The sequence below is a fragment of the Microbacterium esteraromaticum genome (genome assembly GCF_028747645.1).
GTDB classification, from domain to species: Bacteria; Actinomycetota; Actinomycetes; order Actinomycetales; family Microbacteriaceae; genus Microbacterium; species Microbacterium esteraromaticum_C.
Map to the genome: position 1 here is coordinate 3,098,976 of NZ_CP118100.1, position 26,037 is coordinate 3,125,012.

Here is a 26,037-nt window from a genome sequence, read left to right on the forward strand (position 1 = left end):
TCAATGATCTCATCCGTTGGCTGTGCGTCGGGTGCGTCGGCGCACCCGCTGGGTGATCCAGCACCCGACGTAGATCAGGAACGAGATCGTGGTGATGTATGGACTCACCGGCAGAGTGCCTGCCAGGGCCAGCATGATGCCGCCGACCGCCGACACGAAGCCGAACAGGGCCGCCAGCAGCGGGACGGCCACCGGACCTGCGCTCAGACGCATCGCCGCAGCCGCGGGGGTCACCAGCAGGGCCATCACCAGCAGGGCGCCAATGATGTGCACGCTCACCGCCACGATCAGCCCGAGCAGCACCATGAACGCCAGGTTCACCGCGCGCACCGGAACGCCACGCGCCGCCGCCGACTCGGGATCGAGCGAGTCGAAGCTCAGCGGGTTCCACATCAGCAGCAACCCCGCCAGCACGATGACGCTGATGCCGATCAGCCACCCCAGGTCGGGGGTCGACACCGAGACGATCTGACCGGTCAACAGGCCGAACCGGTTCGCGCTGCGCCCATCGTAGAGCGAGAGGAAGAGGATGCCGAGGCCGAGACCGAACGGCATCAGCACCCCGACGATCGAGTTGCGGTCGCGCGCGCGCGATCCCAGCACACCGATGAGGATGGCCGCGACCAGGGCTCCGCCGATCGAGCCGGCGACCACGCTTCCGCCGAACAGTAGAGCGGCTGCGGCCCCCGCGAACGACAGTTCGCTGATGCCGTGCACGGCGAAGGCGAGGTTGCGCTGCATCACGAAGACGCCGATGAGGCCACCGACCAGGCCGAGCACCGCGCCGGCGATCAGTGAGTTCGACAGTAGCGCCAGCAGTTCGCCGTAGTCCTGGAACGAGAAGACGTCGCTCCAGTCGATCATCGCCCTCATGCGTGCGCCCCCGCACTGGATTCGTCGTCGCCGTGGTCGTGGTGCGGCTCGGCATCGGGTACGCCGACGACGACGAGCCGGTCGCCCGCACGCAGCACGAACACCGGTGTGCCGTAGAGCTCGGTGAGCACCCGGGTCTGCAGCACCTCGTCGGGGGTGCCCAGCACGAAGCGCCCACCGGCGATGTAGAGGATGCGGTCCACGCGCCCCAGGATCGGGTTGATGTCGTGAGTGACGAACATCACGGCGGCGTCGTTCTCGCGACGCTGCCGGTCGATGATGTCGGTCACGCCGCGCTGATTGGCGAGGTCGAGATTCGACAACGGCTCGTCGCACAGCAACAGCGCAGGACGGTCGGCGAGGGCCTGGCCCACGCGCAGCCGCTGCTGCTCACCGCCCGAGAGCAGCCCGACCGGACGGTCGCCGTAGTGGTCGGCGCCGACGTCGCGCAGCAGCTGATCGACGCGCTCACGGTCGCCACGGCGCGGGAGCGGCAGCCCGAACCGGGTGCCGCGCACCCCGAGTGCGACGAGGTCGCGGGCGCGCATGCTCGTGTCGGGCGGCAGTGGGCGCTGCTGCGGAACGTAGCCGATGCGGGGGTTGCCGCGGTGCGCGACGCGTCCGCCGACATGGATGGTGCCGGCAGAGAGTGGCTGCAGCCCCAGGATGCTGCGCAGCAGCGTCGTCTTTCCCGAACCCGACGGCCCGAGTACGGCGATGAACTCGCCGGGGGCGACATCGAGGTCGAGCCCCGCCCACAACTCGCGCGATCCGCGATGCAGGGCCGCGCCGCGGATCCGCAGAGCCGGTGCGGATGCGCCGTCAGCGCCGCCGCTCACTCGTCGAGGGCGGCGGCGAGGTCGGAGATCGCTGCACGCATCCACTCAGCGTACGTCTGATCGGCCTCGAGCAGTTCACTGAATGCGACCACCGGGATACCGGCATCCGTCGCGGCCTGCTCGACGCGATCGGTCTCGGCTCCACCGGTCTGCACGTTGGTGAGCACCGCACCGACGGTTCCGTCCTCGATCACCGCGAGCGCTTCGAGCAGTGTGGCCGGCGCGACGTCGTTGCCCTCTTCAACAGCGGAGGCGAACCCGTCGGGCGCGACGTCGTCGAGACCGGCGGCTGCGGCGAGCAGACCGGGCAGCGGCTCGGTGATGAACACGGTCGTGCCTTCGAGGCGCTCGTGCAGCTCGTCGAGTTCGGTTTCGATCGCCGACAGCTCACCGTTGAGTTCTTCGAGGGCAGCCGTGTAGTCGGGCTCACCCTCGGGGTCGAGGGCCGTGAGGTCGGCAGCGATCTGCTCGGTGACGTGAGAGATCGCGTGCACGTCGAACCAGACGTGCTCATTGAAGCCCTCGATGTGCGAGTGACCGGCGTGGTCGTCGTGCTCGTCCTCGGCGTGGTCTTCTTCGCTGTGGTCTTCAGCGTGGTCGTCTTCGGCGTGCGCATCGTCGGCGTGGTCGTCGACGACGGCATCCGGGTAGTCGTGCGAGAGCTCGGCCGCGGTGATCACGACAGCATCCGATCCCTCTGCCAGCTCCTGCATGAAGGCGTCGTAGCCGCCACCGTTCTCGATCACGAGGTCGGCCTTCTGCACGGCCAGGCGGTCGCGGGCGGTCGCCTCGTACGAGTGGGGGTCCTTCGCCGCGGAGTCGATCAGGCTGGTGACCTCGACGCGATCGCCACCGATGGATGCGGCGAGCTGACCGTAGACGTTGGTCGAGGCGACGACCTGCAGCAGCCCCTCTTCGCCGCCGGAGTCCGCCGTTCCGCCGGCGGTGGCCGAGCAGCCCGACAGGACCATGACGGATGCTGCGGCGAGCGCGAGGGCGGAGAGGGACTTCTTCATGCCTTCATGGTAACTGCTAATGAGAACCATTATCAACTTGGTGCAGGCGGGCGTTCCCGATCCCCCGCCTCACGTTGTTATGCTCGCCACATCGAGCCACGGATCCTTCAGGGGGAAGAGTTGTCCATTCTTATTGTCAGCCTCGTTCCGATCCTCTACGTGCTCGCGATCGCAGCCGTCGCGTACGCGGTCATCCGATTCGCGATCGTGCACGCACTCCGTCAGGCCCGCAACGAAGAGCGGATCGAGCGACGCGTGCCGAAGGCCGCGACCTGGCTTGATGCCGATGAACGACGTCTGCTGACGCTGTCGAACACATCGCGCGACTGACAGCCCTTCGGTCGCTCAGTCGACGAGCAGCGCGGGCTCCTCGAGCACGGCGGCGACGTCGGCGATGAAGCGGCTCATGCCGTCGCCGTCGATCACACGGTGGTCGAACGACCCGGCGACCGTGGTCACCCAGCGCGGACGCACCTCGCCGTCGACGACCCACGGCTTCTGGGCGATCGTGCCCATGGCGACGATGCCGGCCTCGCCCGGGTTGATGATCGGGGTTCCGGCATCCATCCCGAACACACCGATGTTGGTGATCGTGATGGTGCCGCCCTGCTGGTCGGCGGGGCTGGTCTTGCCCTCGCGGGCCGTGACGGTCAGCCGGTTCAGGGCGCGGGCGAGGTCTTTCAGCCCGAGATCCTGGGCGTCCTTGATGTTCGGCACCAGCAGACCGCGCGGCGTCGCCGCCGCGATGCCGAGGTTGACGTAGTGGCGCACGACGATCTCCGCACCGTTGTCGGTGTCGACCCACGCGGCGTTGACCATCGGGGTGCGCCGCGCGGCCCAGATCACGGCGCGCGCCATGATCAGCAGCGGCGACACCCGGATGTCGGTGAAGTCGGGCGACGCCTTCAGACGCTTGACGAGCTCCATCGTGCGGGTCGCGTCGATCTCTTTCCACACGGTCACGTGCGGTGCCGAGTAGGCGCTCTGCACCATCGCCGACGAGGTCGCCTTGCGCACACCCTTGACCGGGATCGACTCGCTGCGATCGTCGTCCTGCGCAGCGGGTTGGATGCCGCGGGCCAGGCCCGCCGGGGCGCTCACCGGGGCCGGCAGCTTCTCCTCGCGCACATCTCCCCACTCGGGGGTCTCGATGTTGCGGAACACACTGGCCTGCTGCGCGTGTCCCACGACGTCATCGCGCGTGACTTCGCCGTCTGCACCGGTCGGGGTGACCTCGGTGAGGTCGACGTTCAGGTCACGGGCGAGCTTGCGGATCGGTGGCTTGGCGATCACGCCCACCGAGGCGCGCACGGGTCGCTCGGCCGGCTTGCGGCGACGCGAGACGGCACCGCCTCCGGTGCCGTAGCCGACCAGCACCGATCCGCCGCCCTCCTCGCCGGATGCCGCGGGCGCGGGCGCCGGGGTGGCCGGCGCGACAGCATCCGACACGAACGAGATGATCGGCGCACCCACCTCGACCGTGACGCCCTCGGCGACCAGCAGTTCACCGACGGTCCCCGCGTGCGGTGACGGCAGCTCGACCAGCGACTTGGCCGTCTCGATCTCGCAGATCACGTCATTGATCGCCACGGTGTCGCCCGGGGCGACCTTCCAGGCGACGAGCTCGGCCTCGGTGAGCCCCTCGCCGACGTCGGGCAGGGTGAAGGTCTGAGTACTCATGGGGTGTCCTTTCGGCTACGCGGCGTCCACATCTCCGGAAAACCATGGTCCGGAACGGCAGTACGGGCGGATATGACCGGAAACGGTGAGATTTTCCGGAGTTGTGCGCAGTAGGCGGGGAAGAGATCAGTGGGGAACGGGTCTGCAGGGGGGCTCAGGGCCGGTAGGCGCCAGGTCAGTAGGCGAGTGAGCGGTCGACGGCCTCCAGGATGCGGTCGGCATCGGGCAGGTAGGTGCCCTCGAGCTTGGCGGGCGGGAAGGGCGTGTCGAACCCCGAGACCCGCAGCACGGGCGCTTCGAGGGCGTAGAACGCCCGCTCCATGACGGTCGCAGCGATCTCGCTGCCGAGGCTGGTGAAACCGGGCGCCTCCTGCGCGTAGACCATGCGGCCCGTCGAGCGCACCGAGTCGAGGATCGGGCCGTAGTCGACCGGCGACAGCGAACGCACGTCGACGACCTCGCAGCTCGTGCCCTCGCCCTCGGCGATGGCCGCCGCCTGCAGCAGCGTGGTCACCATCGCGCCGTGGCCGACAAGGGTCACATCGCTGCCGCGGCGCACGACGCGCGACGCGTGCAGCGGGACGGCGGATTCTGACAGATCGACCTCGCCCTTGGGCCAGTACCGGCTCTTAGGTTCGAGGAAGATCACCGGGTCGTTGGAGCGGATCGCCTCCTGGATCATCCAGTAGGCGTCGTTCGGGGTCGACGGCGAAACCACCCGCAGCCCCGGAGTGTGCGTGAAGTACGCCTCGGGGCTCTCCTGGTGGTGCTCGACGGCGCCGATGTGCCCGCCGTACGGGATGCGGATCACGATCGGCATCGACAGGGCACCCTCGTGACGGTTGGTCATCTTCGCCAGCTGCGAGGTGATCTGGTCGAAGGCGGGGAACACGAAGCCGTCGAACTGGATCTCGCACACCGGTCGGAATCCGGCCATCGCCAGCCCGATCGCCGTGCCGACGATGCCCGACTCGGCGAGCGGGGTGTCGAGCACGCGCTGGGGTCCGAAGTCGCGGTGCAGGTGCTCGGTGATACGGAAGACGCCACCGAGCGGGCCGATGTCCTCTCCCATCAGCAGCACCCGGGGGTCGTCCTGCATGGCCTTGCGCAGACCGGCGTTGAGCGCCCGCGACATGGGCATCGACTCGATCGTCATCAGCGCGCTCCTTCTTCGAACGAGGCTTCGTAGCCGTCGAGCCACGCCTTCTGCTCTGCCATCACCGGGTGCGGGTCGCTGTACACGTGATCGAACATCAGCTCGCGTCCCGGCGGGGTGAGCGTGACGGCACGGGAGCGCAGGTCTTCGGCAGCATCCGCCGCTTCGGTCTCGACGTCGTCGAACAGGGATGCCGCAGCTCCGCGCCCCTCCAGGAAGGCGCGCATGCGCGCGATGGGGTCGCGCTGCGCCCACTGCTGCTCCTCGTCGGAGCCGCGGTACTTGGTGGGGTCGTCGCTGGTGGTGTGCGCGCCCATCCGGTAGGTGACGGCCTCGATCGCGCGCGGGCCGCCGCCGTTGCGCGCCGCGTCGAGCTGGGCGCGCGAGACGGCGTAGCTGGCGAGTACGTCGTTGCCGTCCACCCGCACCGACGGGATGCCGTAGCCTGCGCCGCGGTTGACCAGCGGCACCTTCGACTGGGTCTGCACGGGCACCGAGATGGCCCAGTGGTTGTTCTGCAGGAAGAACAGCACGGGGGCGTTGTAGCTGGCGGCGAAGACCATCGCCTCGTGCACATCGCCCTGGCTGGAGGCGCCGTCGCCGTAGTACACGACCACCGCTTCGTCGCGCTCCGGGTCGCCGGTGCCGGTCTTGCCATCAAGCACCAGGCCCATGCCGAAACCGGCGGCGTGCAGGGTCTGCGATCCGAGCACCAGCGTGTAGATGCGGGTGTTGCCGTTCTTCGGGTCGAGCGGGTTCCATCCGCCGTGCGAGTTGCCCCGCATGACCGTGATGATGTCGAGCGGGTCGACGCCGCGGATGCGGGTGACCGCGTGCTCGCGGTACGACGGGAACAGGGTGTCTTGCCCACGCGCGGCATAGGCCGAGCCGACCTGCGCGGCCTCCTGCCCGCGACTCGGCGGCCATAGGGCGAGCTGCCCTTGCCGCTGCAGGTTGGTGGCCTGCGTATCGATGGCACGGATGACCACCATGTCGCGGTAGAACTGCTCAAGCTGAGCGTCGGAGAGCGCGTCGATGAACGGCAGGTACTGCTCGGCTTCGGCCGTCGGCGCGTAGCTTCCGTCCGTCTGCAGAACGCGAACGAGAGGTGTTTCGGTCGAGGTCACCGTTCCACGCTATCGATCCGGGCATGCCCGGCCGCGCATAACTCGGGCCCCCTAAGAAGTGCCCGGAGCCGCGATCTTCGGGCCCGCGGTGAGCTCAGCGCAGCGTTGCCGCGACCTGCAGCACCCGGTCGATCGATGCTTCCTCGCCGACCGAGATGCGGATGCCGTCGCCCGAGAACGGGCGGACGATGAGGTCGGCAGCCATGAACGCGGCGGCTGCGTCGTCGGTGCCCGCACCGGTCGGCAGCCACACGAAGTTCGCCTGCGAGTCGGGCACGTCCCAGCCCTGGGCGCGCAGACCCGCGACCAGGCGCGTGCGACGCGCGACGATCTCGGTGACCCGCTCGCGCAGTTCGCCCTCGGCGTCGAGGCTGGCGATCGCGGCGCGCTCGGCGGCGCTGGTCACCGACAGCGGGATGGCCGCGGTACGTGCGGCGTCGAGCACGCCCGGGTGCCCGATCGCGTAGCCGACCCGCAGCCCCGCAAGGCCGAATGCCTTCGAGAAGGTACGCAGCACGACGACGTTCGGATGCCGCTCGAAAACGCGCTCGGCGAGCCCGTCAACCGCATCCGGGGCGGTGACGAACTCGGCGTAGGCCTCGTCGAGGATGATCAGCACGTCGCTCGGAACACTGTCGACGAACGCCGCGAACTCGGCGCTGGTGACGATCGGGCCGGTCGGGTTGTTCGGCGTGCAGACGATGATCGCGCGGGTGCGGTCGGTGACAGCATCCGCCATCGCGTCGAGATCGTGCCGCGCGCCGTCGGTGAGCGGCACCTGCACGCCGGTCGCGCCGGCGACCAGCGGGAGCCCAGGGTATGCCTCGAACGAACGCCAGGCGTAGATGACCTCATCGCCGACGGATGCTGTCGCCAGGATCAGCTGGTAGAGGATCGACACGCTGCCGGTGCCGATGTGCACAGCATCCGGTTCGACGCCGTACTTCTCGCCGAGGCGGGCGCGCAGCGCACCCGCCGTGGCATCCGGGTATCGGTTGATCGGCGTGGTGTCCTGCAGCGCCGCGAGCACCGACGGGAGCGGTTCGAACGGATTCTCGTTGCTGGAGAGCTTGAACGCGTCGGGACCTGCCTGCTTGCCCTGACGGTACGGGGGCAGGGCGGCGATCTCGGGGCGAATGCGGGGCAGTGTCGACTCTGTCACGGGATCAGTCTAAGGAGCGCGGCGGGCCGGAGGCGCCCTCGGAGATCATCCGGATGATCAGAGCGATCATGAGTTCCTTCTCCCTCGGGTCGCTCATGGCGACCAGGAGCGTGATCGCCGCGAGAGTGTTGTTGTTAATCCCGGTGCTGTCTGCCTCGACCAGCATGCCGTTGCGGATCAGAAAGGTGACGAACAAGGCTGCCCCGCTGCGCTTGTTGCCGTCCGTGAGCGGATGATCCTTGACAACGAGGTACAGCAGGTTCGCCGCTTTCTCTTCCACCGAGGCATACATCTCGTGGCCAGCGAATCCCTGATAGATCGCGCCGATGATGGCAGCTAACGCATCCCCTCGTTCACCGCCGAACAGGGTGTCCGTTTCGAAGTCGGCACGCACTGCGGCAATGATCGATCGCGCCTCGTCCAGGGTCAGCGTCCACGCGGGCTCACGACCCGGCTGTTCCCCCAGGTCGCCATCGTCATAGTCACGCAGGATTCGCAGGCTCGGAAGGTATCGGGAGATGAGTTCGGCAACACCGGCGACGAGCGGGTCGGGCGAGCGTCCCAGGATCTTCACGATCGTCCCGAGCTGTTCAAGCCGCCGTTCGTTGAGCACCACACCCTCGGACACATACCCGCGCAGGACGTTCGTCGCCCATCTGCGGAAGCGGACTCCCTCAGGGGACTTGACTCGGTAGCCCACCGACAAGACCATGTCCAGGTTGTAGTGCTCCGTCTGATAGACCTTGCCGTCCGTAGCAGTTGTCGCAAATTTTGCGACAACTGCCATGCCGTCGAGCTCCTCTCGCCGCGCGTTCGCGATGTGCTTGCCTATGGTCTTGACGTCTCGGCCAAACAGCGCCGCCAATTGCTGACGGTTCAACCACACCGTCTCTCCATCCGCCCGCACGTCAAGGTTCGTTTCGCCGTCTGGGGTCGTGTAAAGGACAACCTGGAAATCGTCAGCGTTCATGTCCTCACCCTCCGTAGAAACGGCTCTCGCGCGTTCCCTCAACGTAGCCGCACCCACTGACAAGATGGGCGCCGGCATGGCACCATCGAAAGATGGGATTCATCGTCCGCGTCGTCGTCAATGCCTTCGCCATCTGGGTGGTCAGCCTGATCACGGTGCTCGAGATCAGCATCCGCCCGTTCTCGCCCGGTGAGCCCCTGCAGGTCGCGCTGACGCTGCTCGCGGTGGGTGCGATCTTCGCCCTGGTCAACACGATCATCGGCACCGTGGTCAAGATCGTCGCGTTGCCGCTGTACATCCTGACCCTCGGCCTGATCTCGTTCATCATCAACGGGTTCCTGCTGTGGCTCACCGCCTGGATCACCAGCGGCTTCAGCTGGGGACTCGACGTCGGGTCGTTCTGGTGGGGTGTGGTCGCCGCCTTCCTGATCTCGATCATCAACGCGATCTTCGGGGCGATCCTGCGCCCGCAGAAGAAGCGCGACTGAGCACATCGGGCCGGCCGGGTCACACGTCCGGCCGCTCCGCGAAGTACTCCGTCGTCTCGACCTCGACGGCCTGGCCCAGCTCTTCGAAGAACGACTCGTTCAGGTCGTCTACACGCGGATCGCCCGAGGCGTCGACCTGAGCGGCGGTGTCGAGGTATGCCTCGAACCCGTGCGCGGCGATTGGTGAGAGCTTGCCGAGATCGGGCCCGTCAGCTGGCGACCACCCTCCGACATCGGCGTGCGCGGTGAAGCTGCCGGTCGAACCCGTGCCACCAGAACTGCCTCCGCCCGCCAGATTCGAGACGATATCGCCCTGATGACGCAGCTCGACGAGCGTCTGATCCGGACCCAGTGACGGCTCGACCGGGTTGCCCGCCGTGATCACGACGTCGACCTTGTACACGCCCTCCATCGCAGTGACGCTCGCAATCCCGGCACCCTGCGAGTAGCCGACGAGACCGACCGTGTCTCCCGGCTTCGCACCGGCCTGCTCCAGCGCCTTCTGCAGGGCCACCTGCGAGGCCGCCTTGTCGCGGTCGACCCACATGTCCCAGTTCGACCCCATGTCCCAGGGATCCTCGGTCCACCAGGTCGAGGTGCGCGTGCCGTCCATGTAAGCCATGAACCGCGTCTCGCCGTTCTCCATGGTGTACTTCTCGACGACGACCTGCCCGGTGCCGTCATACGGGATGCGCGACAACGAATCACGCACTCCGGTCGGCGGTTTCGTCGTCCCCGTCGACACCGGGGTCACGCGCACCGGCGGCGCCTCGCCCGTCGGCTTCGAACCGTACGGCAGCAGTCCCTGACCGTGACGGGCGATCATCTGCGACACCACCAGCATCGTTCCGCCGATCGTGCCCGCGCCCAAGGGGCCGAGCATCGGCCCCGAGCCCGGACGCCACAAGAGCGCATCCAACGGCTGGTCACTGGTGCCGTCGAATCGCGTCTGTTGCCACGCCGCGACCAGCATGTCGGCACGCTTCTCGATATCGGGGTCACCCGCGATCAATTGGTCGATCCGCGCCTGCAGCGCCAGCGCCTCGTCGGGACGATGCACACTGAGCGCCGACTGTCGTGTGCGCAGCTCGACCAGCTCGAACGTATCCGCCATCATCTCTGTGCCATGCGCATGCGTGCGGGTCTGCTCTGCCAGCGTCATCAACCGCTGCGCGCAGGCATCGATCCCGCCCGTGCCGACCGCGGCGGCGAGCGCCGGCGCCTGCACGATCGTCGCCCGGGCCCGTCGCGCCAGATCCGCAGCATCCTCAAGGTGGCGGCCGACCCGCCCGAGACCGCGACCGATCTCACGCACCATCGACGAATCGATCGCGATCGCCCCACCCGATGTGATCTCCAGGTTGTCGCTCATCACCGCACCACCGCCCGCACGACACCCTGCTGCTCGCGCACGGCGATGGTCTCACCGTGGATCTGCTGGTGCATCTCGTCGAGAGCCTCACGAAGGCTGCGCGCGGCGAGCCCCTCGTTGTGCCACGACGATTCCGCCACCAGCTCCGTCCCCACGCCTTCCGCAGCGACCAGCTGGTCCTCGGCATCCTGCAGCAGACGCAGGGCGTCAAACACCGCCCACAGGTCGAAACTGGCGGGCGCTTCGGCGGCAAGGAACGAGTACATGCCCACCAGAGTGGTCGAGTGCGGGCATCCGATGTGTCCTGATTCCCACGATCTGGGGACAACTCGCTCACCCCAGCCATTGGGGACAGCGCGGGTAGCGGGCAGAATGGAGCGATGACCGACTCGGATCCTTTCCGCGTCATCTTCGTGTGCACGGGCAACATCTGCCGCTCACCGATGGCCGAAGTGGTGCTTCGCGCACTCTCTGCACGGCATGGTCTCGGCTCTCGCGTCGTGTCCACCAGTGCGGGAACGGGCGACTGGCACGTGGGCGAACGCGCCGACGAACGCACCATCGAAGCGCTCACCCGCCGCGGGTTCGACGGCTCACTGCACCGCGCGCGACAGTTCGCCGCGACGACCTTCGCCGAGAACGACCTGATCGTCGCGCTCGACCGCACCCACGAACGCATCCTGCGGGCGTGGGCGCGCACCGAGGACGACGAGGGCAAGGTCACGCTGCTGCGCACGTTCGACCCGCACGCGTCGAGCATGGATGTACCTGACCCGTACTATGCGGGGCCCGAGATGTTCGACTCGGTGCTCGCTATGATTGAGACCGCGACCCGCGGACTCTTCAGCCAGCTCGAACCGGCTGTGCGGGCATCCCATACGTCGCCCCGTGCGATGCGGGGCCCCGAGCAGGAGGAACTCCGCTGACTTCTCTGCCCTCGCTTCCGACCCAGCCGCTGAGCCCCCTCGACGGCCGCTACCAGGCCGCCGTCTCGGGACTGGCCGACTACCTCTCGGAGGCGGGACTGAACCGCGCCCGCGTCGAGGTCGAGGTGGAGTGGCTGATCGCCCTCACCGACCGGTCACTGTTCGAGACGTCGCCTTTGTCGGATGCTGACAAGCAGCGCCTCCGCGCGCTGTACCGCGACTTCGGGCAGGCCGAGATCGACTGGCTCGCCGCCAAGGAAGCCGTCACCCGCCACGATGTGAAGGCCGTCGAGTACCTGGTGCGCGACCGCCTGTCGTCGCTGGGCCTGGACTCGATCGCCGAGCTCACGCACTTCGCGTGCACGAGCGAGGACATCAACTCGGCCTCGTACGCCCTGACCGTCAAGCGCGCCATCGAGGGCGTGTGGCTGCCGGCACTCGACGCCGTGATCGCCAAGCTGCGCGAACTCGCCGTCGAGCACGCGGATGCCGCGATGCTCTCGCGCACGCACGGGCAGCCCGCAACCCCGTCGACCATGGGCAAGGAGCTCGCGGTCTTCGCCTGGCGTCTGGAGCGCGTGCGCGGCCAGATCGCCGGCTCGGAGTACCTCGCGAAGTTCTCGGGCGCCACGGGCACCTGGTCGGCGCACCTGTCGGCCGAGCCGGACGTCGACTGGCCGCAGCTGTCGCGCGAGTACATCGAAGGCATGGGCATCGACTTCAACGAGCTCACCACCCAGATCGAATCGCACGACTGGCAGGTCGAACTGTACGACCGCGTGCGGCACGCCGGTGGCATCCTGCACAACCTCGCGACCGACATCTGGACGTACATCTCGCTCGGCTACTTCGCGCAGATCCCCGTGGCCGGAGCGACCGGCTCGTCGACCATGCCGCACAAGATCAACCCGATCCGCTTCGAGAACGCCGAGGCGAACCTCGAACTGTCGGCGGCGTTGCTCGGTTCACTGTCGCAGACGCTGGTGACCAGCCGCCTGCAGCGCGACCTGACCGACTCGACCACGCAGCGCAACATCGGCGTCGCCCTCGGGCACTCGCTGCTCGCGCTCGACAACCTGCGTCGCGGCCTGAACGAGATCTCGCTCTCGCGCGACGTGCTGCTCGACGACCTCGACCACAACTGGGAGGTGCTGGCCGAGGCGATCCAGACGGTCATCCGCGCCGAGGTGGTCGCCGGACGGTCGTCGATCACCGACCCGTACGCGCTGCTCAAGGAGCTCACGCGCGGACACCGCGTCGGTGCGGCCGAGCTGGCATCCTTCGTCGAGGGTCTCGAGATCGGCGACGCTGCCAAGCAGCGCCTGCTCGCGCTCACGCCCGCGACGTACACCGGCCTCGCCGAGCGCCTCGCCCGCTGAGCCTGGGCGCTTCGGCGCCGTGCGCTGGGCGCTCTTCTCCCTCCACGAGGGGTCAAGAAACGTCGCCTGAGCGCGCAAAACTCAGCGTTTCTTGACCCCTCATGAAGGTGGCTTGCCGTCGTGAGGTGGCGCGCCCTCATGAGGTTCGTGCCCCTCGTGAGCGGGAGCACGTCATGCTGGAGGCATGGGTCGGAACGCGTGCTTCGCAGTCGCCGGCATCCTGACGGGGATGCTGGTGCTCACCGCCTGCACTGAACCGACAGCTGCGCCGAGCACGGCCAGCGCCGAAACGGTGACGCTCTCATCGGACCTGGATGCACCGTGGTCGGTGCTCCCGCTCGAGAGCGGCGGCGCACTCATCTCGCAACGCGACGACGGCCGCGTACTCGAACTCACCGTCGACGGCGCGCAGCGCGAGGTCGGCACCGTCAGCGGCGTCGTGTCGGGCGGAGAATCGGGACTGCACGGCCTCGCGATGCACGAGTCCGATGGCATCCGATGGCTCTATGCGTACCACGGCGCGGCAGACGACAACCGCGTGGTGCGGATGCCCTTGACCGGCGCCCCGGTTCGCTCGGCCTCGACAGGTCCGGCATCGAGGTCGTGCTCGCGGGTATCCCGCGCGCCGCGACGCACAACGGCGGACGCATCGCGTTCGGGCCGGACGGGATGCTGTACATCGCAACTGGTGATGCCGGTCGCCGCGCCGAGGCCAGGGATCCGGCGTCGCTCGCGGGCAAGATCCTGCGCGTGACGCCAGAAGGTGACCCGGCACCGGGGAACCCGTACGGCACGGCGGTCTACAGCCTTGGGCACCGCAACGTGCAAGGCCTGGCCTGGGACTCGCGCGGCGACCTGTGGGCGAGTGAGTTCGGACAGAACACGTGGGATGAGCTCAACCTCATCGAGGCCGGCGGCGACTACGGCTGGCCCGACCACGAGGGCGTCGCGGACGCGGCGGATGCCATCGACCCTGTCGCGGTGTGGGCGCCCAGCGAGGCGAGCCCGAGCGGTATCGCCATCATCGACGACGTCGTGTACATGGCGGCCCTGCGCGGCGAGCGCGTGTGGCTGTTCGACACGGCAGGCGGCTCGGCCCCGTGGGCGGTGCACGCCGGCGAGTTCGGCCGCGTGCGCGACGTGGCGCCCGGCCCCGACGGAACGTTCTGGGTGCTCACCAACAACACCGATGGGCGGGGCGATCGCCGCGATGGCGACGACCGCCTGCTGCAGCTGCCTCTGCCCTAGCCCGCGCCGCCCACTCCCACGAACGCGCACGCCCACGAACGCGCACACACTTCACGAGGGGTCAAGAAACGTCGGGTGCGAGGGGTGAAACCCAGCGTTTATTGACCCCTCGTGAGAGAGGAGAGAGCCAGAGGGCCGAGCGCCAGGGCGCCAGAGAGGAAAGCGCGCGAGCGCGTCAGGCGCGGGAGGACTGACCGGGGGCGGTGTCGTCGTCCGTCGCTGCAGCATCCGCAACGGCAGCACCCGAACCCCCTGCAGCACCAGCACCAGCGTCGTCATCCGAGAGCAGCACGGCGCGGTCAACGCGCTTGGTGACGTCGGCCGGGTCGACGGCGAGCATCAGCATGGCAAGGCCCAGGAGGGTGACGATGAACGAGATGCCACCGATGACCAGTCCAAGACCGATCGGGGTGAGCCCCTCGTAGGTGCCCTTCGCGATCGCCGAATTGACGCGCGAGGTGAATGCACCGGTCGAGACGAGCGTCACGATCGTGGCGAAGATGCCACACACCAGGGCGATCCCCACCAGGTGCAGCGGACGCAGGATCTCGCGTCGCGTCGGCTTGGGGTCGGTCATGCGTGTCCTCCATGGTCTGCCAGGCGGTCTGCGCCGGCATCCGATTCGATGTCTTTCTTCGCGCTCGGCGAGACGCCGGCGATACCCAGGAACACGGCCACGATCGCCGCATACGCGCCGAACAGGCCCACTCCGATGACGATGCCGGTCAGAACCAGGTCGTTACCGCCAACCGTGTAGTCCTGCACCAGATCGATCGGGACGAGCAGCAGCAACAGCGCCAGCAGCACTCCCATCGCGCCGACCGTAGTCGCGTCGCGCGCACCCTCGGTACCGCGATAGCGGATGCCCGCGATCAACTCGACGAGTCCGGTCACGGCCGCCCACCCGATCAGGAGGACGAAGAACAGGGTGTCGGAACGCCAGACCGGCACGCTCGCAGCCATACCGAACAAGAAGGTGAAGGCGCCCATCATCACCGCCGGCCAGCGTCGGCCGTTCGGATAGACGATGACCGCCGCAATGATCAGGATCGTCGCGGTGATGATCGCGAAGCCGCCGAAGACGGAGAGGCCGATGGCGGCCGAGTGGTCGGCAGAGAAGGTGATCATGATGGCGGCGATGGCGGCCATCACGGCACGGCCCAACTGCACGTGGCGCGCAGTGAACGGGCGGGAAGGGGCAGGCATGACGATCCTCGAATCGGTGACCCGACCAGTCTACGCCGGGCGCCTGTGAAGGGGGGTTCGGCGGCCTCCCCAGGCGATCACCGAACCCCCTTACGGAGGGGTACGCGCATCGGTCCGTCCCCAGACGCGGCCGACGCGGCGCAAGTATGCCAATCTAGGCGCACGACCTTCACATACCGGGAGCGCTGCTGTGATAAGCGAGAGCACTTCGAGCGAGCGGATGACGGCCCCGTTCGCCACAGCCCTGCGAGAAGCGGTGGATGCGCGCGGCGTGACGCTGGCGGGCCTGCACCGGCGGCTGACGGATCGCGGCAATGCGGTGTCGGTGACCACCCTGAGCTACTGGCGTTCGGGGGCGCGACGGCCCGAAGGCGCGCAGTCGCTCGCTGCCGTGGCCGACCTCGAAAGCCTGTTGGGCCTCGACCCGGGCGCACTGATCGATCGGTTGGGCTCGACGCTGCGCACCGGGCCGCTCGGGCCGATCGCGTTCCCGTTCGATGAGGATTCTCTCGAGCAGCGCGTGCGCGACACGTTCACGGCGATGGGCGCGATGTATCCCGATCCGACGCGAGAGCTCAGCATCCACGCCGTTACCGACGTCGGCCCGGATCGGCGCGTGTCGCGTCGGGCGATGCGCATGATCGTGCAGAGCACATCGGGCGAGGTCGCCGCGGTGCCGTTCGTCGAGATCACCCAGGGCACCCCGACGGTGAGTCCGTCCTTCAGCGCACTGGGCGGCGGACGCATTGCGACCACGCACACCGACCCGAGCCGCACCGTGCACGGTTTCCTGTTCGAGCTCGAGCGTCCGATCACCAGCCCCGAGTCTGCGGTGATCGAGTGGGCGGTCGACTATCCGCCGGATTTCCCCCAGGGCGACGGCACCGGGCACGGAGTGGCGATGCAATGCCGTGAACTGCTGCTGTGGACGCGGTTCCACCCGGATGCGATCCCGACCTGGATCGAGGAGGTCGAGTCCACTCCCGGCGGCGAGGACGTGACTGTGCGGATGCTGCGGGGCGCGACGTCTCTGCACGCGCTGCGGCGCGGTTTCGGCCCAGGCGCCCTGACGCTGCAGTGGGGATGGGACGACACCGCAGAGATCGCATAAGCGAGAGCCAGCAGGCGCGAACGCGTCAAGCCGCAGCGGGCTGGGTCTTGATCGACTGCGTCTTGATCGTGACCGTCTGCGACTTCGCGACCTGAGCGGACGCTGCGGTCGGAACGACGGATGCCGCCGGCTTCGCCGTGACGGGGCGCGGCAGTGTCAGCATCCGCACCATGCCGCCGACGACGAGAGCCGCGGCGAGCGCGCCGCCGGCGATGATCATCGGCGTCCACTGGCTGGCGAACGACGACGCGACGCTGAGCAGTGCGCCGACGAACCACACGCCGATCGCGCCGCCGGTGAGCCCCGCGGCGCCGCGCGCGACGGCGTAGAGCACGACGATGGCGCAGACGATGGCGAAGACGGCTCCGGCCCATCCGATCGGCACAAGAACCGACGTCAGTGTGTTCGCCACTGGAAGTGTTGACATTGCGACCCCCCGGTCATCGGTGCACGCCCCCCGCGCACCATCTGACATCAAGGTTACGCGCATAGATCGCGTTGTCACGCCCTCCTTGAGAACGATTCGGCATCATCCCAGAGGATGATGCGTGCACCACGGGTGACACGCCAGTGAATCGCCGCGCAGCGACGCCCGCCTGCCTGGAGGTCAGCCCTTGCGTCGGCGGCCGACGCGGGGCATCCGCACCTTCGACAGGCGCGGTCGCGCGATCGGAACCGGCGCGGTGAACACCGCATCGACGGTGTGCGAGCCCTCGCTGGGGCCGACCACCGGGATCGGCGTCGTGATCGTGGTGATCGGGGTGGTGAGGGTCGGTTCGACCGGGTCGACGGTCATCTTCGCGAACTGGCGGTGGGCGGCGATGTACGCCGGGATCAGCAGCAGGATCGCTCCCAGCCAGGCGAGCGGGTTGCTCAGGGCGACACCCGTGAATCCCCAGACCCCGCCCAGTGCCAGTGCGGCGACCACGCGCATGACCAGCTCGATCACACCGGTGATCGTGGGCACGAGCACGCGGCCGATGCCCTGCAGCACGCCACGCAGCACGAACAGCACGCCGAGGGTCGAGTAGCTGAGTCCGTTGATGATGAGCATGAGGTGCGCCATCTCGACGACGTCGTCTGCTCCCTCGCCGACGAACAGGCGCACGACGGGCTCGCCGAAGGCGATCAGGAGCGCCCCGAGCACGACCGAGGCGGCGATCGCGATCCAGATCGCCTGGATCGTGCCGCGACGGATGCGGTCGGGGCGACGCGCTCCGAGGTTCTGCGCTGCGTACATCGAGGCGGCGAGTCCCAGCGATGCGAGGAACGCCACGGCGAGACTGTCGACGCGGGATGCCGCGGTGTACGCGGCGACGGCATCGGCGCCGAGTCGATTGAGCGCGACCTGCACGATCAGGGCGCCGATGGCGATGATCGAGGCCTGGAAGCCCATCGGCAGGCCCAGGCGCAGGTGCTGGGCGACGTCGGATCCGCTGACCTTCCAGTCGGGGCGGTGCACGTGCAGCACGGGCAGACGCCGCCACATGAACAGCAGGCAGAGCACGACCGAGACGGCCTGCGCGACGACGGTGGCCCACGCGGCTCCGGCGACGCCCCAGCCCAGCGGGCCCACCATCAGGATCACCAGACCGACGTTGAGAGCGCACGAGATGGTGAGGAACACCAGCGGAGTGGTCGAGTCGCCGATCGATCGGATGATGGCGGCCAGGTAGTTGAAGAACATGATCGTGCTGCCACCCAGGAACGTGACCTGGGTGAACACGGTCGCCTCGGCGAGCAGCTCGGGCGGGGTCTGCATCAGCTCGAGGAACGGTCCGGCGATGATCGGGCCGCACACGGTGAGGATCAGGCTGGTGGCGGCCGTGAGCAGGGTGCCGGTGGCGACCGAGCGGCGCACTCCCCTGGCGTCTCCGGCGCCGAACGCTTGGGCGGTCGGGATCGCGAAGCCACTGCCCAGCCCCCAGGCGAAGCCGATGACGAGGAAGATCAGGCTGCCGGTGGCGCCGACAGCGGCGAGGGAGTTCACGCCGAGCTGCCGTCCCACGACGATCGTGTCGACGAACTGGTACAGCTGCTGCACGACGTTGCCGATGAGCAGCGGCACAGAGAAGGCCAGGATGACGCGCCACGGGCGTCCGGTGATAAGGGTGGTTGCCATGAGAGCTCGAAAGGGGGAGAGAGCGGATGCCGGAGTGCGGCCAGAGAAGACGAATGGCACCGTGATCGAAGACGGCGCCATGCGGGTGATTCAGTGTATCGAATCGTTTCGGCGCCGAACAGCCTCTTGCCGCAAGCATCTTTGCTAGCGGGAGCCGAGGGAGCGGTCAACCCCGTGTACTCATCGACCGCAGGCGCCTAGCATCGGTGAATCCAACAGATTGTCACGCGAAGGGAGCACCATGCGAACCGCAGAGCTTCGAACCACTCTCGCCGAACGCGGCGGCTGCACCTGGCTGTACACCGACGGCCCCACCGGAGAGCCACCCGGGGCGATCGAGACCCGAATGCGCTCGCTCGCCGCGCGCCTCGACGACGCCGGCGTTCCCGCCGATGACGTCGGCACAGTGCTGAGCGTTCTGGACACCGGCACCGAATTGCCCGCGCCCTCTGCGCGCTGGCTTCTGCTCTGCGACGGCCGGGTCGTCTTCGACGAGGCCTTCGGCGGCCCGCGCAACGGCCCCGAGCGCTATGGGCACGGGCGCTATCCGCAGATCATTCCGCTGTTGCGCCACATCGCCGCCGAGCGGCTCATCGTGATCGTCGAGACCGACCGCGAGGGGGCGCAGATCACCGTCGCGCGCGCCGGTCAGTCGACTCCCGAGCAAACCCACTCCGTCGAGGGTGAGGATCAGCAGCTGACGAAGGTGCAGGCCGGCGGCTGGTCGCACGCCAGGTTCCAGCGGCATGCCGAGCAGGTGTGGCAGCAGAACCAGTCGGAGGTGGCTGAGGCCGTCGATCGGATCGTGCGTGAGCATCGCCCCGATCATGTGTTTGTCAGCGGCGACGTGCGCGCGCGCCAGCTGTTGCTGGAGCGCCTGGGGCGGCATGTTTCGCCGCTTGTCGTCGAGGTGGACGCCGAGACCCGAGCGCCGGGCGCGGATGACACCGCATTCGAAGAGGCAATCGAAAAGACCCTGGAGGGGGCGCGGCGGCACGATCTCGCCGAGGCGCAGGATCGTGCCGCCACGGACGATGCGGCGTCGGGTGCCTCGGGCACCGAGGCGGTCGTCTCGGCGCTACAGCAGGGGCAGGTGCGGACGTTGATGCTGGATGCCCGGATGCAGGATGCCGACGAGACCCTGCTGGCATTGCCCGGTGAGCCGTGGGTCGCCATCACGCGCTCAGACGCGTACGGTGCGGACGGGACCGAGGTGAACGCCGCCGAGGCACTCGCTCGGGCAGCGCTGCTGACCGACGCGCGCGTACTGTTCGTCGAGGAGCGAGTTCCTGAGGGTGAGGAACGCCCCGAACGCCCAATCGCACCGGCATCCGCGTCGTTGCGTTGGGAGCGCGAGCCGACCTGACGGCATCCGCCGCGGATGCGACGGCCCGAGCGCCCCACGACAGGAGCATCATGGAGGGGTGGCCATCCCCCTCGCAGATCTCATCCGCATGCCCGACCCGCAGCGCGTCGAGGTGGGTGAGGACGGCGTCGCGTTGGCCAGGTACTCGTGGGGCGACCCAGAGGCCCCCACCGTCGTGCTCGTGCACGGTTTCGCGTCGAGCACGCGAGACACGTGGGTGCTCACCGGATGGGTGCGGATGCTGGAGCGCGAGGGGTACCGCGTGCTGGGCATCGACCTGCGCGGCCATGGCCGCAGCCAGAAGCCACATGACTCCGCCGGGTACACGGTGCGCACGATGGCATCCGACGTCGAAGCCGTGCTCGACACGTTCCTGATCGACGAGGCGTACTACGTCGGATACTCGCTGGGCGCGCGGATCGGCTGGGAGGTTCTGCAGGATCTCGGCGATCGGATCCCGCGGGCGGTACTGGGCGGCGTGCCCGACGGCATCCCGCTGGAGCATCTCGACGTCGCGCAGGTGCGCCGGTACATCGCCGACGGCACACCGGTGACGGATGCCCGCACCGGACGCTATCTCGAGCTCACCGAGCGCGTTCCCGGCAATGATCTCGAAGCTCTGCTCGCACTCGCGTTGGGGCTGCGCGATTCGCGCTCGATCGACCCCGATCAGGCACACGCGCCGCAACAGCCGGTGCTGTTCGCGACCGGCGAGCAGGATGCGGTGATCGCGGGATCACGCAGCCTGGCGGCGGCGGCTCCGCAGAGTTCGTTCCTTGAGATCGCGGGACGCCATCACTTCAACGCGCCGGGCTCGCGGCAGTTCCGGCAGGCCGCGCTGGAGTTCCTGCGCGGGTGAGCGCCTATCAGTCTGCGCCGCTGCGGAAGAAGGCGCGCAGGGCGAAGTAGACGACGACAGCCACGACGGCGACGAGGGCGAGCTTCACGATCAGGCCCAGCACGGCGAACAGAATGTTCACCAGCCACCAGGCGATGACGACCGCGCCGATCACACCGAGGATGGTCCAGACCGTGTTCTTGTTCACGGCACCAGCCTAAACGCGTTCGTAGCGAGGGGTCCTGCACCGTACGGTGCAGGACCCCTCGCTCTGACGTCAGTCGGTCAGCGGTTGAGCGCGAAGCCGGCGTTCCAGCCGACCTTCTCGGACACGGCGAGGGTCAGCTGCACGAAGCCGAGCGCTTCGAGCTCGCGCGCGCGGGTAAGGGCACCGGCGTCGACCGCGTGCAGGCCGCCCGCTTCGATCGCAGCGGCCAAGGACTGCTTGGCAGCGGCATCGTCGCCGGCGATGAGCACCGTGGTCGCGTGCGAGCCGACGGTGCCGGTGACGAGGGTCGCGGCGAAGTTGGTGTTGAACGCCTTCACCACGTGCGCTGAGGGGATCTGCGCCTGCAGTTCGGCGGCGGCCGAGCTGTCGGAGGGCACGACGAGGGCGTCGAAGGTGCTGAAGTCGAGCGGGTTGGTGATGTCGACCACGGTCTTGCCGGCGAGCTGGTCGGCGTAGTCATCGGCGATCTGGGCCAGCGCCGGGTAGGGCACGGCGAGCACGACGATGTCGCCCTCGAGGCGGGCCGCCTTGTCGTCGCTGCCGACGTACTGGATCGACGCGCCGCCTCGTGCGAAGACGCCGCCGATGGCCTGACCCATGTTGCCGTTGCCGAAGATCGTGATGGTGGTCATGATGTACTCCTGTCGTAAGTAGTTGAATGTTCAACGTCTTGTCGTGGTCAACATCATTGAAGTGTCAACTATTCCCGGTACGATCGGGACATGGCCGAATCACGGACACCACGCGGGTTCACCGACGAGGAACGTCGCACCTGGGCACCCCTCACGGCGGTGCTGGAGCTGCTGCCGCATGAGGTCGATGCGCAACTGCTGCGCGACGAGGACCTCACGCACTTCGACTACGCGACGCTCTCGATGCTCGCCCTCGCCGAAGGGCGCGAACTGCGCATGACCAGCCTCGCGATGGGCGTCAATGCCACGCTCTCGCGGCTCTCTCACGCGGTCAGTCGCCTCGAGAAGCGCGGGTTCGTGCGGCGCGCGCGCAGCACAGAAGACGCCAGGGCCACGCTGGTCAAGCTGACCGCCGACGGGCACCGTAAGGTGATCCGCGCCACCCCAGGTCACGTCGACACCGTGCGCGCACTGGTCTTCGACGCACTCTCCACCGAGCAGCGACGCCAGCTGCACGACATCACGATCGCGCTCCTGACGCGACTCGACCCCGAACAGCGCATGCTCGCCAGCAGGATGGGCTGAGCCCGCCTCGCGCTCAACCGCGCCGGGGCCGGTTCAGCGCGAGAGCACCTCGTCGACGTCGGCACCCGGCAGTGCGACCGTGACGCGCGTGCCCCAGGGGTCATCGAGCGAGACCGATCGACCGTCATCGGCGAACTGCAGACCCCGGTGGGCGAGCCGAGCGGCGAGCGCATCGAGGTCGTCGCGGTTGGGCACGGTGAGGGCGACCTCGCCGAGGCCGAGGCTCGCGGCGCGCGGCCCTGCGCCGGCACTGTTCCAGGTGTTCATCGCGACGTGGTGGTGGTAACCGCCCGCGGCGGCGAACAGGGCGCCGGGGTAGGTGTCGACGGTGGTCTCGAAGCCGAGCGCGTCGACGTAGAAGGCGCGGGCCGTCGGGATGTCACCGACCTGCAGGTGCACGTGGCCGACTCGCCCCGCAGTGGTGGCGATACCGGCGAGCACGCTCTGGTCGAGGTGGCGCTGCAGGTACGCGTTCGGGTCGAGGTACAGGGTCGACATCTGCAGGGTGCCGTGCTCGTACCGCCACTGCGAGCGGTCACGGTCGACGTAGAGCTCGATGCCGTTTCCCTCGGGGTCGGTGAAGTAGAAGGCTTCGCTGACCAGGTGGTCGCTCGATCCGACGAACTGACCGCGCTGATCCTGCGCTGCGCGCAGCACGGTCGCGGCGAGTGCGGGCGCATCGTCGAAGAGGAATGCCGTGTGGAACAGGCCGGCCTGGCGGGGATCGACAGCGGGAAGACCCGGCGTGCCGATCAGGCGCACCATCGGCGTGGTGCCCCGTCCAAGCACGCGGTGCACCTCGGTGCCGCGGGAGCGCTCTTCGAGCGGTTCGAGCGCGAGCGCGTTGGCGTAGTACGAGGTCATCAGCTCGAGGTCGCCGACGCGCAACGTCACCGCGTCCATCGCGGTGTGGGCGTTCAGGACCCGATCGGGTGCTGACGTGGTGCGCTGAGCGTTCATGGCTTCCTCCGGTTCGATGCGTTAGTTGAATGTACAACCAAACGCTGCACCGGTTCATTCCCGGCGCCCGATCCGATCGGACGATGAGGGTCGCGCCGCACCGATGGGCGAGGATGGATGCCGAGTGTTCGCCCGACCCTGGAGTGCCCGTGTCATCCATCCGCCGCCCGTTCGTGACGCCCGCCGCACTGATCGCGACGGTTCTGCTGCTGAGCGGATGCGCCTCGGCGCAGAGCGTCGCCGGGCAGGCAGCATCCGACGTCAAGGCCACCGGTGAGACCACCGAGGTGACCGTGACGGTCGAGGGCATGCGATACATCCCCGACGTCGTCGAGGTGCCCGTCGGCGACGAGCTGCTCATCACGTTCGAGAACACCGGCACCGACGTGCACGACCTCGTGCTGGCCAACGGCACCGGTACGGATCACCTGGGCCCGGGCGAGACCGAGGTGATCGAGGTCGGTGTGATCTCGGCCGATATGGATGCCTGGTGCTCGGTCGGCAATCACCGCGCGATGGGCATGGAGATGACGATCCGGGCGATCGACTGACATCGCCCCGAGCAGCGGCTCGCGAACAGCATCGGTGCGCCTCACCGCAGCGGAGGCGCACCGATGGGTCTGATCAGAGCTTCTCGGCTCAGTACTTCATGACGATGCGGCCGTCGATCTGGCCGCGCTCCATGCGCTCGAAGATGTCGTTGATGTCGTCGAGCGGCTCGACGGCGACCGTGGGGTGGATCTCTCCGCGGGCGAAGAAGTCGAGCGCCTCGGCCATGTCCTGCCGGGTGCCGACGATCGAGCCGCGGATGGTGATCGCGCGCAGCACGATGTCGAAGATGTCGGCGGGGAAGTCGCCCGGGGGCAGACCGTTGAACACGATCGTCGCGCCGCGGCGGGTGACAGCGAGCGCCTGGCCGAACGCCTTCGGGTGCACGGCGGTGACGAGCACCCCGTGGGCTCCGCCGATGGCCTGCTGCACGGCCTCGCCGGGGTCGTCGGTGGCCGCGTTGACGGTCACCTCGGCGCCGTGCTTGCGGGCCAGGGCGAGCTTGCTCTCGTCGATGTCGACGGCGACGACGCGCATGCCCATCGAGCGGGCGTACTGCACGGCGATGTGGCCGAGGCCGCCGATGCCCGAGATGACGACCCACTCCCCCGGCTTGACGCCGGTCATCTTCAGCCCCTTGTAGACGGTGACGCCGGCGCACAGGATGGGGGCGACCTCGACCGGGTCGACGCCATCGGGAATGCGTGCCGCGAAGCGCTCGTCGACGAGCATGTACTCGCCGAAGCTGCCGTCGACCGAGTAGCCACCGTTGTGCTGGCTCTCGCACAGGGTCTCCCAGCCGGTGCGGCAGTACTCGCACTCACCGCAGGCGCTCCACAGCCAGGCGTTGCCGACCTTCTGGCCGATCTCGAGCGAGGTGACGCCCTCGCCGAGCGCGACGACCTCGCCGTAGCCCTCGTGGCCGGGAATGAGGTCGGCCTTCGGGGCGACGGGCCAGTCGCCCCGGACGGCGTGCAGGTCGGTGTGGCACACGCCGCTGGTGATCAGGCGCACGAGGGCCTGGCCGGGGCCGGGGGTGGGAATCGAGACGTCCTGCACCGCGAGCGTGTGCTCGGGGGTGGTGACGGCGGCACGCATCGTGCCGGAAGGTACTGTGCCGCGGCCGGTACTCGAAGAGGTTTCGGTCAGAATGGTCATCGGTTTCACTTCCTTGTGCGGGGCGGACGGTCGCCGCCCTCGGGCATGAAGGTACGTGCGCCTCCGTTGCACCCGGTTGCGCTCGGTTGCACGGCCGCGAAACCCCTGCCGAATACCCTGAGAACGCCGACCGATACGAGGAGAACGATGTTCGACAGTCCCCTCTCGGCATCGGCCTACGAGGTTCTGGGGGTCGCGCCCGAGGCATCCGATGACGAGCTGCGCCGAGCGTTCCGGCTGCAGTTGCGTCGCACGCATCCGGATGCCGGCGGCGACGCCGCCGTCTTCATCCGCGTGCAGCGGGCGTGGGAGCTGGTGGGCACCCCGCAGAGCCGCGCCGCGTACGACCGTGGGCACGGTTTCGCGGGCGCGGAGCAGTGGAGCGAGTGGGGTGCGCCGCAGCGCACCGACACACGCCCGCGCGCGCAGGTGCACGGCGAGGCGGGCGGCTGGCTGCGCCGCCAGTACGTCGCGCGGGTGCAGGACTGGGCGGATGCTGACATCGCCGCCCCGTACGATCCGGCGTTCGTGCGCACGATCCCCGTCGAGCTGCGGGCGCTGCTGGCGCACGCCCTCGCCGAGGAGGAGAGTGCGCGGATCCTCGCCGGTCTCGGCATGGGCTTCACCGTGTGGCACGACGTGGCCGCACCTCACGAAGCGGCCGACGGCAAGATCGATCACGTCGTGCTCGGACCGTCGGGGCTGTTCGGTGTGATGTCGGCCGATACCGGCGGGGATGTGCGGTTCCGAGGCGGAGAGGTTCTGGGAGCGGATGCCCCCGTAGGCGGTCTGGTCAAGGGCATCCGACTTCTCTCGCGCACCGCGCGCGTGCGCTTCAGCGCGGCACTGCTGGTCTTTCCCGACGACGACCTCGCCGAGCCGGTCGTGCCGATCCGCACCGAACGCAGCATGCTCGTCGCGGTCATGCGGCGCAGCGTACTGCCGACGGTGCTGCGCACGGGCATCCGCGGCACGCGCGTGATCGGCGGCAACGAACTGTTCGACGTGCGCACCCGCCTGCAGCAGACCGTGCGGTTCGCCTGAC

At 68.4% G+C, this 26,037-nt stretch carries 29 protein-coding genes and 1 pseudogene; 12 read left to right on the forward strand and 18 right to left on the reverse strand.

Going from position 1 to position 26,037, the window contains the following annotated elements; translation table 11 throughout:
* Positions 1-9: 9 nt before the first annotated feature.
* Genes PTQ19_RS14865 through PTQ19_RS14875 form a run of 3 tightly spaced genes read right to left on the reverse strand, consistent with a single transcriptional unit; the run spans position 10 to position 2,728 of the window.
* Complete coding sequence (locus tag PTQ19_RS14865) at positions 10-873, reverse strand: metal ABC transporter permease (protein WP_374222191.1); 864 nt, start codon at positions 871-873, stop codon at positions 10-12.
* A complete protein-coding gene (locus tag PTQ19_RS14870; RefSeq protein WP_206822526.1) occupies positions 870-1,712 on the reverse strand; it encodes a metal ABC transporter ATP-binding protein in 843 nt (280 codons plus the stop codon). The genes PTQ19_RS14865 and PTQ19_RS14870 overlap by 4 nt, the downstream gene beginning before the upstream one ends.
* Positions 1,709-2,728, reverse strand: a complete 1,020-nt coding sequence (locus tag PTQ19_RS14875; protein WP_274367906.1) for a metal ABC transporter solute-binding protein, Zn/Mn family — start codon at positions 2,726-2,728, stop codon at positions 1,709-1,711. Before PTQ19_RS14875 ends, PTQ19_RS14870 begins: the two co-directional genes overlap by 4 nt.
* Positions 2,729-2,848: 120 nt before the next feature.
* Here PTQ19_RS14875 and PTQ19_RS14880 point away from each other — a divergent pair, with 120 nt between their 5' ends.
* Positions 2,849-3,058, forward strand: a complete 210-nt coding sequence (locus tag PTQ19_RS14880) for a hypothetical protein (RefSeq protein ID WP_206822528.1) — start codon at positions 2,849-2,851, stop codon at positions 3,056-3,058.
* Between the two features lie 15 nt (positions 3,059-3,073).
* Here the strand turns inward: PTQ19_RS14880 and PTQ19_RS14885 are convergent, their stop codons facing one another.
* From PTQ19_RS14885 to rhuM, 5 genes are all read right to left on the reverse strand, one after another.
* The gene (locus PTQ19_RS14885; protein ID WP_179409649.1) at positions 3,074-4,408 is read right to left on the reverse strand and encodes a dihydrolipoamide acetyltransferase family protein; all 1,335 of its coding nucleotides are present in this window, start codon (positions 4,406-4,408) and stop codon (positions 3,074-3,076) included.
* Between the two features lie 175 nt (positions 4,409-4,583).
* Complete coding sequence (locus PTQ19_RS14890; RefSeq protein WP_274367907.1) at positions 4,584-5,564, reverse strand: alpha-ketoacid dehydrogenase subunit beta; 981 nt, start codon at positions 5,562-5,564, stop codon at positions 4,584-4,586.
* Positions 5,564-6,691, reverse strand: a complete 1,128-nt coding sequence (locus PTQ19_RS14895; protein ID WP_206550938.1) for a thiamine pyrophosphate-dependent dehydrogenase E1 component subunit alpha — start codon at positions 6,689-6,691, stop codon at positions 5,564-5,566. Before PTQ19_RS14895 ends, PTQ19_RS14890 begins: the two co-directional genes overlap by 1 nt.
* 94 nt (positions 6,692-6,785) lie before the next feature.
* On the reverse strand, positions 6,786-7,853 hold the full coding sequence (locus PTQ19_RS14900; protein WP_274367908.1) for a histidinol-phosphate transaminase: 1,068 nt from the start codon (positions 7,851-7,853) through the stop codon (positions 6,786-6,788).
* A gap of 4 nt (positions 7,854-7,857) precedes the next feature.
* A complete protein-coding gene (gene rhuM / locus PTQ19_RS14905; protein ID WP_274367909.1) occupies positions 7,858-8,823 on the reverse strand; it encodes a virulence protein RhuM/Fic/DOC family protein in 966 nt (321 codons plus the stop codon).
* Between the two features lie 92 nt (positions 8,824-8,915).
* Between rhuM and PTQ19_RS14910 the strand changes: the two genes are divergently transcribed.
* Positions 8,916-9,311, forward strand: coding sequence for a phage holin family protein (locus PTQ19_RS14910; RefSeq protein WP_206550936.1), 396 nt, complete (start codon positions 8,916-8,918; stop codon positions 9,309-9,311).
* A 19-nt stretch (positions 9,312-9,330) separates the two neighbouring features.
* Here PTQ19_RS14910 and PTQ19_RS14915 read toward each other — a convergent pair whose 3' ends face one another.
* A complete protein-coding gene (locus tag PTQ19_RS14915; RefSeq protein ID WP_274367910.1) occupies positions 9,331-10,683 on the reverse strand; it encodes a hypothetical protein in 1,353 nt (450 codons plus the stop codon).
* Entirely contained in the window at positions 10,683-10,949 is a 267-nt protein-coding gene (locus PTQ19_RS14920; RefSeq protein ID WP_274367911.1) for a hypothetical protein, read from the reverse strand. The genes PTQ19_RS14915 and PTQ19_RS14920 overlap by 1 nt, the downstream gene beginning before the upstream one ends.
* Before the next feature lie 114 nt (positions 10,950-11,063).
* On the opposite strand from PTQ19_RS14920, the gene PTQ19_RS14925 reads away from it, so the two are divergent.
* From PTQ19_RS14925 to PTQ19_RS14940, 4 genes and pseudogenes are all read left to right on the forward strand, one after another.
* Positions 11,064-11,609, forward strand: coding sequence for a low molecular weight protein-tyrosine-phosphatase (locus PTQ19_RS14925; protein ID WP_179409635.1), 546 nt, complete (start codon positions 11,064-11,066; stop codon positions 11,607-11,609).
* Between the two features lie 5 nt (positions 11,610-11,614).
* Positions 11,615-12,988, forward strand: a complete 1,374-nt coding sequence (purB, locus tag PTQ19_RS14930; RefSeq protein ID WP_206551326.1) for an adenylosuccinate lyase — start codon at positions 11,615-11,617, stop codon at positions 12,986-12,988.
* A 229-nt stretch (positions 12,989-13,217) separates the two neighbouring features.
* Positions 13,218-13,469, forward strand: a pseudogene (locus PTQ19_RS14935) (PQQ-dependent sugar dehydrogenase); the annotation flags it as partial.
* 17 nt (positions 13,470-13,486) lie between these two features.
* Positions 13,487-14,236, forward strand: coding sequence for a PQQ-dependent sugar dehydrogenase (locus tag PTQ19_RS14940; RefSeq protein WP_274367912.1), 750 nt, complete (start codon positions 13,487-13,489; stop codon positions 14,234-14,236).
* Positions 14,237-14,411: 175 nt separating this feature from the next.
* Here the strand turns inward: PTQ19_RS14940 and PTQ19_RS14945 are convergent, their stop codons facing one another.
* Together PTQ19_RS14945 and PTQ19_RS14950 are read right to left on the reverse strand one after the other, a co-directional pair.
* Positions 14,412-14,813 (reverse strand): hypothetical protein, encoded by a 402-nt coding sequence (locus PTQ19_RS14945; RefSeq protein WP_242519368.1) that lies wholly within the window; start codon positions 14,811-14,813, stop codon positions 14,412-14,414.
* Positions 14,810-15,442 carry an acyl-CoA synthetase gene (locus PTQ19_RS14950; RefSeq protein WP_274367913.1) on the reverse strand — a complete coding sequence of 211 codons (633 nt, stop codon included), beginning with the start codon at positions 15,440-15,442 and terminating at the stop codon, positions 14,810-14,812. Before PTQ19_RS14950 ends, PTQ19_RS14945 begins: the two co-directional genes overlap by 4 nt.
* A gap of 220 nt (positions 15,443-15,662) precedes the next feature.
* Here PTQ19_RS14950 and PTQ19_RS14955 point away from each other — a divergent pair, with 220 nt between their 5' ends.
* Positions 15,663-16,553, forward strand: coding sequence for a hypothetical protein (locus PTQ19_RS14955; RefSeq protein ID WP_274367914.1), 891 nt, complete (start codon positions 15,663-15,665; stop codon positions 16,551-16,553).
* A 25-nt stretch (positions 16,554-16,578) separates the two neighbouring features.
* Here the strand turns inward: PTQ19_RS14955 and PTQ19_RS14960 are convergent, their stop codons facing one another.
* Entirely contained in the window at positions 16,579-16,980 is a 402-nt protein-coding gene (locus PTQ19_RS14960; protein WP_274367915.1) for a hypothetical protein, read from the reverse strand.
* Between the two features lie 180 nt (positions 16,981-17,160).
* Positions 17,161-18,675, reverse strand: a complete 1,515-nt coding sequence (locus PTQ19_RS14965) for an MATE family efflux transporter (RefSeq protein WP_274367916.1) — start codon at positions 18,673-18,675, stop codon at positions 17,161-17,163.
* A 241-nt stretch (positions 18,676-18,916) separates the two neighbouring features.
* Here PTQ19_RS14965 and PTQ19_RS14970 point away from each other — a divergent pair, with 241 nt between their 5' ends.
* Both PTQ19_RS14970 and PTQ19_RS14975 read left to right on the forward strand, forming a co-directional pair.
* Positions 18,917-20,041 (forward strand): Vms1/Ankzf1 family peptidyl-tRNA hydrolase, encoded by a 1,125-nt coding sequence (locus PTQ19_RS14970; protein ID WP_274367917.1) that lies wholly within the window; start codon positions 18,917-18,919, stop codon positions 20,039-20,041.
* A gap of 88 nt (positions 20,042-20,129) precedes the next feature.
* Positions 20,130-20,900 carry an alpha/beta fold hydrolase gene (locus tag PTQ19_RS14975; RefSeq protein WP_425313215.1) on the forward strand — a complete coding sequence of 257 codons (771 nt, stop codon included), beginning with the start codon at positions 20,130-20,132 and terminating at the stop codon, positions 20,898-20,900.
* A gap of 7 nt (positions 20,901-20,907) precedes the next feature.
* On the opposite strand, the gene PTQ19_RS14980 is transcribed toward PTQ19_RS14975, so the two are convergent.
* Both PTQ19_RS14980 and PTQ19_RS14985 read right to left on the reverse strand, forming a co-directional pair.
* Positions 20,908-21,087 (reverse strand): hypothetical protein, encoded by a 180-nt coding sequence (locus tag PTQ19_RS14980; RefSeq protein ID WP_206550928.1) that lies wholly within the window; start codon positions 21,085-21,087, stop codon positions 20,908-20,910.
* Between the two features lie 77 nt (positions 21,088-21,164).
* Positions 21,165-21,740, reverse strand: coding sequence for an NADPH-dependent F420 reductase (locus PTQ19_RS14985; protein WP_274367919.1), 576 nt, complete (start codon positions 21,738-21,740; stop codon positions 21,165-21,167).
* A 90-nt stretch (positions 21,741-21,830) separates the two neighbouring features.
* Here PTQ19_RS14985 and PTQ19_RS14990 point away from each other — a divergent pair, with 90 nt between their 5' ends.
* A complete protein-coding gene (locus PTQ19_RS14990) occupies positions 21,831-22,325 on the forward strand; it encodes a MarR family winged helix-turn-helix transcriptional regulator (RefSeq protein ID WP_224818390.1) in 495 nt (164 codons plus the stop codon).
* Positions 22,326-22,358: 33 nt separating this feature from the next.
* Here the strand turns inward: PTQ19_RS14990 and PTQ19_RS14995 are convergent, their stop codons facing one another.
* Positions 22,359-23,285, reverse strand: coding sequence for a VOC family protein (locus PTQ19_RS14995; RefSeq protein ID WP_274367920.1), 927 nt, complete (start codon positions 23,283-23,285; stop codon positions 22,359-22,361).
* Between the two features lie 149 nt (positions 23,286-23,434).
* On the opposite strand from PTQ19_RS14995, the gene PTQ19_RS15000 reads away from it, so the two are divergent.
* Positions 23,435-23,836: a cupredoxin domain-containing protein gene (locus PTQ19_RS15000; RefSeq protein ID WP_274367921.1), complete on the forward strand. Its 402-nt coding sequence runs from the start codon at positions 23,435-23,437 to the stop codon at positions 23,834-23,836.
* Positions 23,837-23,924: 88 nt separating this feature from the next.
* On the opposite strand, the gene adhP is transcribed toward PTQ19_RS15000, so the two are convergent.
* Entirely contained in the window at positions 23,925-24,992 is a 1,068-nt protein-coding gene (gene adhP, locus PTQ19_RS15005; protein ID WP_224818392.1) for an alcohol dehydrogenase AdhP, read from the reverse strand.
* 147 nt (positions 24,993-25,139) lie between these two features.
* Between adhP and PTQ19_RS15010 the strand changes: the two genes are divergently transcribed.
* Entirely contained in the window at positions 25,140-26,036 is an 897-nt protein-coding gene (locus tag PTQ19_RS15010; RefSeq protein WP_274367922.1) for a J domain-containing protein, read from the forward strand.
* Position 26,037: the final 1 nt, after the last annotated feature.